At 51.5% G+C, this 7,537-nt stretch carries 4 protein-coding genes; all 4 read right to left on the bottom strand.

Annotation, left to right across the window (positions count from 1 at the left end; translation table 11 throughout):
• Nucleotides 1–425 (bottom strand): hypothetical protein (locus ACETWG_10650; protein ID MFB0517043.1); only part of this gene is annotated, 425 nt, incomplete at its 3' end.
• Between the two features lie 101 nt (nucleotides 426–526).
• Complete coding sequence (locus ACETWG_10645; protein ID MFB0517042.1) at nucleotides 527–1,879, bottom strand: glycoside hydrolase family 88 protein; 1,353 nt, start codon at nucleotides 1,877–1,879, stop codon at nucleotides 527–529.
• A 159-nt stretch (nucleotides 1,880–2,038) separates the two neighbouring features.
• The gene (locus ACETWG_10640; protein ID MFB0517041.1) at nucleotides 2,039–5,131 is read right to left on the bottom strand and encodes a glycoside hydrolase family 2 TIM barrel-domain containing protein; all 3,093 of its coding nucleotides are present in this window, start codon (nucleotides 5,129–5,131) and stop codon (nucleotides 2,039–2,041) included.
• 54 nt (nucleotides 5,132–5,185) lie between these two features.
• On the bottom strand, nucleotides 5,186–7,537 hold a 2,352-nt coding region (locus tag ACETWG_10635), incomplete at its 5' end, for a glycoside hydrolase family 2 protein (protein ID MFB0517040.1).

Raw genomic sequence — 7,537 nt, 5'->3', positions numbered from 1 at the left:
GTGACAAAACGGCCGTCCTTATCTTTGAACTCCATGCCAATATTCTTCCAGACTTTCACTCCCATGGCACCTTTATCAAAGGCTTCTCCGAGGAGTTCAATCGTCCTTCCCTGCCAATCCGGCTCGTCCCAGCCGGCTATGGGAAAGGCGGTCGTGTACACCAATTGGCCTGGATGCGTTTCCTGCTGCCGAGACACATACTCATGCTGCAAGCCGATGTCATAGTGGTCGAGGATTATGACAACCGCCTTGAAATTATCTTTACTGGCCTGATCAAAAAATTCAGGGCCGGAGTAGCGGACATGAACATGGGCATCGATTTTTTCGAGGGCTGCAAAATCAACACGCTTCTTGGCACAGCCTGTTATCATAAAGAACAGACCACTCATGATTGTCAGGAGAAGTAATTTGCGCGTCCAATCCATTTTAACCTCCCGCTTTTTGTTTTGGGTTGATTGGTGATTCCTCGCGTTATTTTTGTGAGATTTACGTCATATTATTTTCAGTCAGCTTCTCCATTCTATACCTATTTGATAAGCGTCACTTTAATACTTTCAGATTGAGATCCGGCCTGAATCACGAATAAATATGTCCCGGATGAAAGCCTATTACCATTGAATTGAAATTGATAATGTCCTTGAACCTTGAAGCCGCCTTCAAAAGCCTGAACCAAACGTCCCTTCATGTCATATAGCCGGAAAGTAACCGTTGAGGGAGTGGGCAGCTGATATGGTACCGTGGTTACCGGATTGAAGGGGTTGGGATAGTTCTGAAGCAGCACTAGTGCTGCTGGTATAGCCTCATCAGAGAGATCATAGACCAGAGCCGGAGTGGTATTGGCCTGGTAGCGCAGGAGAGCTTCAATGAAATAGTAGTCGGCATAGATGAGGGATACATCTACCTCGCTGTTACTATTATGATTGCCGACACCGTGGAGGAGAATGCCGCAGCTATTATAATCTTCCGCCAGGTAAGATTTTGATGCGAGTGACGCCAGGATATTCGCAGCCGTGTTTCTATACTTCGCCTTCAGGCAATCGCAGGAGACCAGCGTGCTCAGCTCGAGCAATCCCGATGCGGCGATGGCGGCAGCGGAGGCATCCTTCTCATCATTCGGGATATCGGGGGCGTCATAGTCCCAGTAAGGCACGAAGTCAGCGGGCAGATTGTCCGCTACATAATCTGCAAGTTTTTGGGCAGTTTCTAGGAACCGCACATCACCAGTTTCGCGGTAGGCCATTGCAAAACCGTACAATCCCCACGACTGTCCCCGGGCCCAGGTCGATTCAACATTAAAGCCTTGACTGGTCTCTTTTTGGATGATCCCACCTGTAGTTGGGTCATAATCAACGATCTGGTACGTACTTCCATCATCACGGACATGGTTTTCTCTAGTGCGCAAGCTATGGCTCACGGCCATATCATGCCAATCAGATTCCCCGCCATTTTTCGCGGCCCAGAAGAGTAGCTCCAGGTTCATCATATTATCGATGATCACCGGGAAGGTCCGGTTATTCCAGGATCGGATGCACCCCACGGTGGGATTATAGCGGGTGGCAAGGGACTGCGCTGCCTGAAGAATCACCTCCTTATACTCTTCGTCCCCGGTGAGCCTGTATCCATTCCCATAGCTGCAGAATATTTTAAAGCCGACATCATGGGTGCCGGTATCGTATTGCTCTGCCTGCAATCCGGCGGTCCAGGCGCGGGCCCAATCTATCCACAGGCTATCGGAGGTGTATTGGTACAGGTACCATAAGCAACCCGGGAAGAAACCGCTGGTCCAGCTGGATGATGATTTTGTATACCAGGTACCATCATCGAGAGTGCTGCGCGGAAACCTGGTGGTATCGGCAATCTCAATTACCGTGTTACGCAATTGCTGGTTGGCGAAGGCAAGACTATGGGCGACGAGGGAATCGAGATTTTGAGCATGAAGCGATGCTGAAAAGCTCAGGGCCAGTATTTGCCAAATAAATACGTTTGGGTTTCTTATTTTAACCATTTGCGAATATAAGTGTTCACACCTGCCATTCTATTATTCCGGATAATTGGGTGGCAAGCCCGTCACAGTATCCCTTTGTGTATCTTCGACATCGAGGTCATCGACGAAGCTATCCCAGAATTTTACCCGGTCAATTAGAGCATTGTAAGGATTCAGCATCGTTCTCTCTATATTTTCCAATCCTTTTTTATCGACGAACTGCATCAGATAAGTATATGTTCGCTGTTTTTCTGACAGGGCATGGGGCAGAGCCTTCAGAGGATTCGTTCGATCAAAGTAATCATAGTCGTCTTCCAACTGTCCCTGCACAAATATTTCAAACTCATTGTACCAAAAATGGGATTTGACGTGAATTTTCGCTTCCGGATCACGAATAACGAGATTGATGCTCCCATCATTGGGACCGACACTTACGAAGGCCGCGTTAATTTTCATCGCGTGGTTCTGGGGATCATGGGGATTTAGGAAGCTGCTCGTCCCCACATTTCGCCCTAAATGAGTTTCAGGGTACCAGGACCAGAGCCCATATTTCCTCCATGCCAGTCTCTCCGGGAAACGCCTGTTCATATTCGCTGCTCTCAATTTCTCTGGTATGATGCGACAGGTGGCCGGGAAGCGCCAGGAAACACCATAGCCTTTCGGTGGCAGGGTGGCGGTTATTTCGATCACGCCGTCGGGCTTAATGCTCCAGCGTGTTATCATATCTCCATTCTGGTACTGATGAACCGTTGTCACGAGGACTTCCGATTTATCACCTGCTTGCTCCACTTCAAAGCTATCGAGACCAAGATCGAACACGCGGCGAGTCCAATTTTGAGTAGCCATTGAAACGCCGCTTTTCCAGTCGAACCAGCGCCCGGGCCGGGGCAGCGCGATTCTCTGGTTCAGGCTTGGTCCGGTCAGGACCATCTTCTCGTTACCAACTTCAACCTGGTGCAGCATACCGGAAGTTCGGTCAAATATGTAGGCGCCATTTGACCACTCGACTTTGATCGTTTCCCCTTGATCTACAACCTTCATTTCCCCTCTCCTTTTCGGAGGGGCTTTCGGCTTTGGATAATCCTTCCAGATAAAAGGAATTTGCATCTGCTGGACCAGGCGCTGGGAGTCATCATGGAAAGAGAGCTGCAGAATGTAATCTCCCTTCCGTTTTGGGAGCGCCGGCACTCTCACTTCCTTTGTGGTCCTAGGGGCGATGTTCGGGGTCCAAGCTCCCGATTGTTCGACTCCATCCGGTCCCAGAATCTCCCACTGGGCGTTAAGCTCATTCAGATTCGTAAAATCACATTGATTCTCGATAGTAATCGTCGCCTGTTTCTTACTGTCGGCATGAATCGGTTTGGTAGACACCCGCACGGGAGCGTATACTTGATGAAGATGATGATATTCCGGCTTGATGCGGAAGGATTCATCCACCACCCCCCAGCGGGCTTCATGGTGGAGGGCCGGCACGATCTTTCCGGAGCGATCACGTAGGTAGGGATCGCGCCAGGCGAAGGTGATGCAACCGATGACCCACGGATTTATCTTAATTATGTCCCATCCCCGTTTGATAGAATAGCCCCACAGATCATGAATGCCGGGATCGTACTGCAATTTGTCCAGTTCATAGGAGGGGATATGACAGTATTCGGTCGGAAGAAACGGCCGCCCATCGCGCCGATCGTTCCCGAACAGCTGGGGAAGATAATGAGTACAGATCAAATCCAGTTCTTTGTACGTGGCCCCTGGATGACAGAACTTGCGGTGAGGATCAATTCTACGCCCCAGATCCATTATCTTCAGGTAGGCAGGTGTTAAAGTTCGGGGATTTTCATTTTGCAGCTCCCAGACGAGTATGCTGGGCGAGTTCTTGAGGCACATAAATGCTTCAACGTACTGCTGGATGGCCAGCGGCTCCTCGAATTGAAACTGGTCCGGCCCGACACTGCTGATAACGTACAGGCCCTTCTCGTCGCATACCCGATGCAGTGCCGGCGCCTTAAAGGCCCAACCCAACCGCACACAATTGACATTCGCCTGCTTCATCAATTCCACTTCTTCTTCTAATACGGCGTACGGGGAAGCGTTGCCGTAGTCGGCATGTCCCCCTTTATAAGCGATGCCGCGAACGGTGATAGGTCGTCCATTAACTAATAGCTTTTCCCCTTCGATGGCGACGGTGCGAAAGCCGAAGCGCTCGGCGACAGTTGACGCGGAGTGGCCATCATCGATCGTAAGGACGAGCTGATATAGATGGGGCGATTCGGCATTCCAGGGTAACACTTCACCCACCGGTCCGGAATAGACCTTCGTGATCTGCTTCTCGGCGGGGATTATTATAATCCCTTCGATCCATCTTAGAGTGCTCAGTGTTCCTGAATCCGATTCCAGGGAACCTTTAAGTGTTACCGTGGCCGGTTGATCGGTCGGATTGACCAGCGTAACCTGAGCTTCCAGATTCCACTGCCCTTGCTCCAGGTTCAACTGGGGAATGATATACAGATCCATTACATGGACCGGCGGCACCGGGTGGATCATAATGGGCCGCAGGATCCCCCCGAGATCCGGATAGCCACCCTTGCGAATTCGCAGGCGCTGCTCAGGCGCGTAGCCCTCCATTGTAATGAAGACGGCGATGCTGTTGTTTTCGCCGCAGCGTACCCATTCCGTAATATCCCTTTCGAAGGGAGTCCAGCCTACGTGATCCGCTACCAGTTGGCTATTGATATAAATGCGGGCTCTTTCAAATATGCCCTCACATTTCAGCTTGAGGTTCTGATTGGACCACGAATGGGGCACCTGAAAGCTGCGCAGGAAGAGGCCCGAGTGTTCCGCGTCGAAGCCCCAGCCGATACTCGAAGCAGGGACTTCAACGCTGCTCTCTTTGAGGCCGGCGGCCTTCCCTGAGATAATTTCTAGCGCTTGAACTTCATCCAGGTCGGCCCAGAATCTCCACGTCTCTTCCAAATTGATAATATCAGGCCCCTGGTCGGCGTCAGCAGCCAGCGGTTCATGAAACGGCGTCCACGGAAATTGAAAGCGGATTTCAGGGCTGAGTGGGGTTACTGCCGGCTCTTGCCCTGAAAGGATGAGCGGTAAAAAACACCACAGGACCAAATTGGTAAACTTATTGGTCAGCCGCACTCTCTGTGCCTTTGATTCCCTATATCAGTATCATGCTCAATGCGATAATGCACATCATTGATAAGAATCGATCAGACTGATCGCATAAAGTTGCTTTCTAACTTCCCGGTCAGGAATTTCGGCTTCGATTACTTCAATTTTCCTGGCTTCACCTGGTAGCAGGTGGAAGAAGTTATCGGAGAAACGCGCGTAGCTATCCTTCAGTCCTAAAGCCACATAAGCGGCAAAACGATCCGAACTGACCGTAACCGTGAGCCGCTCCCCCTGGCGCTTGAGTTTGTACCTCAGGTTGGGATCTGTCAGCTGCAAGTATTTCTGGGGTACGAAGAAAGAAACATTAGCTGAGAGTTCCTGATCACCCTGAACCAGCTTATAGAAAAGATAATACTGGCTCCGATTCTCATAGCAATCCCTACGGTAGGTAACATACTCCGGGTTTTCACCTACCTCTGCGGTAAAGTCCATTTCAGACACCAGGGTGCTACTATTAGCGGCTAATTTGACGTCAAGGACGCCACGCTTTACTTCGGTGCCGTCGAATCGGGCCAGGATCCAGTGCAGCTCGGCTGTTACCGGTTCGAGCAAATCGTTTACACCCCGGATAGATACCTTCGTGCCCTGCACTTGACCGGTAATCAATACGGGACTGAAGAAGCGTCTGGCAAAGTAATGGAGCGCCTTCCAGCGGCCGTAGTAATCGATGCTGCTACCCGAGATCGTGGGCCAGTTGTCATTGAGCTGCCAATACAAGGCCCCGGTGGTGTAGGGGTAATTACGTCGGTAGGCTTCGCTGCCGATTTTCATGCCCTCGCCATGCATTACTTGTGAAACGTAAACCCAGTTTTCGAGTCCATCGGGCAGGGTGAACATTTTCGCCATATAGTTTGCGATGCGGGCGTTCCCCGGCTGGGGCGGGTCCTTCTGGCCGCATTTGTTGTGGTGATCGAACACATAGGATGGGAAATGACGATCTTCGGGTGCGGTAAAGGAGCGGATCGTCTCCATATCAGGCAGGGACTGAAAGCCAAATTCACTGACGAACCGAAAACCCAGATTCTCAGCGTACCATGAAAACGGTTCCCCTCCATGCCATACATCCCAGGGATGGGCATCGCCGGAGCTGGTCTCCCAATCAGGATTCTTTTTCTCCCGATCCAGGGGGTGATGGGGGCTGCTGGACCAGTAGGGACGGTCCGGATCATAACGAGCGGCCGTCCGGGGGATGAGCTCCTCAAATATCCGGTCGTATTCCTCCCAGGTAACGGTAGGGTTGTTTTGTATCCAATTCTGCCCGCCGGCCATGTTGCTTTCGCACTCATTATTTCCGGACCATAACACGATGGAGGGATGATGTCGCAAGCGCTTAACCACGTCGGTGATTTCTTGCTGCACGTTGGCCAGATAGGATTTGTTAGCGATAAACGGCCCTACGGCGAACATGAAGTCGTGCCAGATCATGATGCCATTTTCATCGCAGTAGTCGTAGAAGATATCCGGCTCATACAGGCCGCCGCCCCACAAGCGGATCATATTCATATGCGCTTCTTGGGACGCGCTCAACAGGTTTACGTAATGGCTTTCAGTCAAGCGATCCGGCAGGGCATCTGCCGGCACCCAGTTGACGCCCTTGCAGAAGATCAGCTGGCCGTTCACCTTAAAGCCGAAAGTCTCACCCCTGGCATCCTTTTCCCTCGCCAACTCTATCGTTCGCAGACCGACACGTGTCCTTTTCCGATGAACCGCGGTGTCCCCGGCAGTAAGGGTCGCGAGAACCGTATATAGCGGCTGGTCGCCCCAACCATTCGGCCACCAGAGTTTCGGATTCTCGATGCTTAGCGTTGTTCTGACTGGTGTAGCCGTCACCGGCACTTCGGCTTGAGCCAGGACTTGCTCATCAAATAGGACCTGTACTGAGAGGTCTAGTTTTCCCGGGCTGAACCGCTCGATGTCAGCAGTTATATCCAGCATGGCCTTTGCGGGGTTGCGCAGATTCTGGCGAATACCCAGGTCGGTGATGCGGGCGATGCCATAGGCCGCCAGCCGGATAGGCCGCCATATGCCGCAGGTAACCAGTCGCACACCCCAGTCCCAGCCAAAATCCGAAGCCTCCTTGCGGGTGAAGAAGGTTCGTCCCTTACTACCTGTCCAGGTGACTTTGGGTTCGGAATTGACCTGTTGCTGATCCCAATCGAAGATGGATCGGAAGATGATATGGATTTGGTTCTCACCGGGCCGGAGCAGGGGCTTCACATCAAACTCGTACTCGATGAACATGTTTTGTGTTTTTCCGATAAGGGTGCCATTGAGGTAAATCTCGGCGATGGTATCGAGGCCCCGGCAGTCCAGAATAATTTTGTCGTGCTTTAAAAATGCCTCATCCACCTGAAAAGTACGTCGGTACTCCCA

This window comes from Candidatus Neomarinimicrobiota bacterium (assembly GCA_041862535.1).
Taxonomy (GTDB): Bacteria; Fidelibacterota; Marinisomatia; order SCGC-AAA003-L08; family TS1B11.
This window is presented reverse-complemented; position numbering and strand designations above follow the sequence as displayed.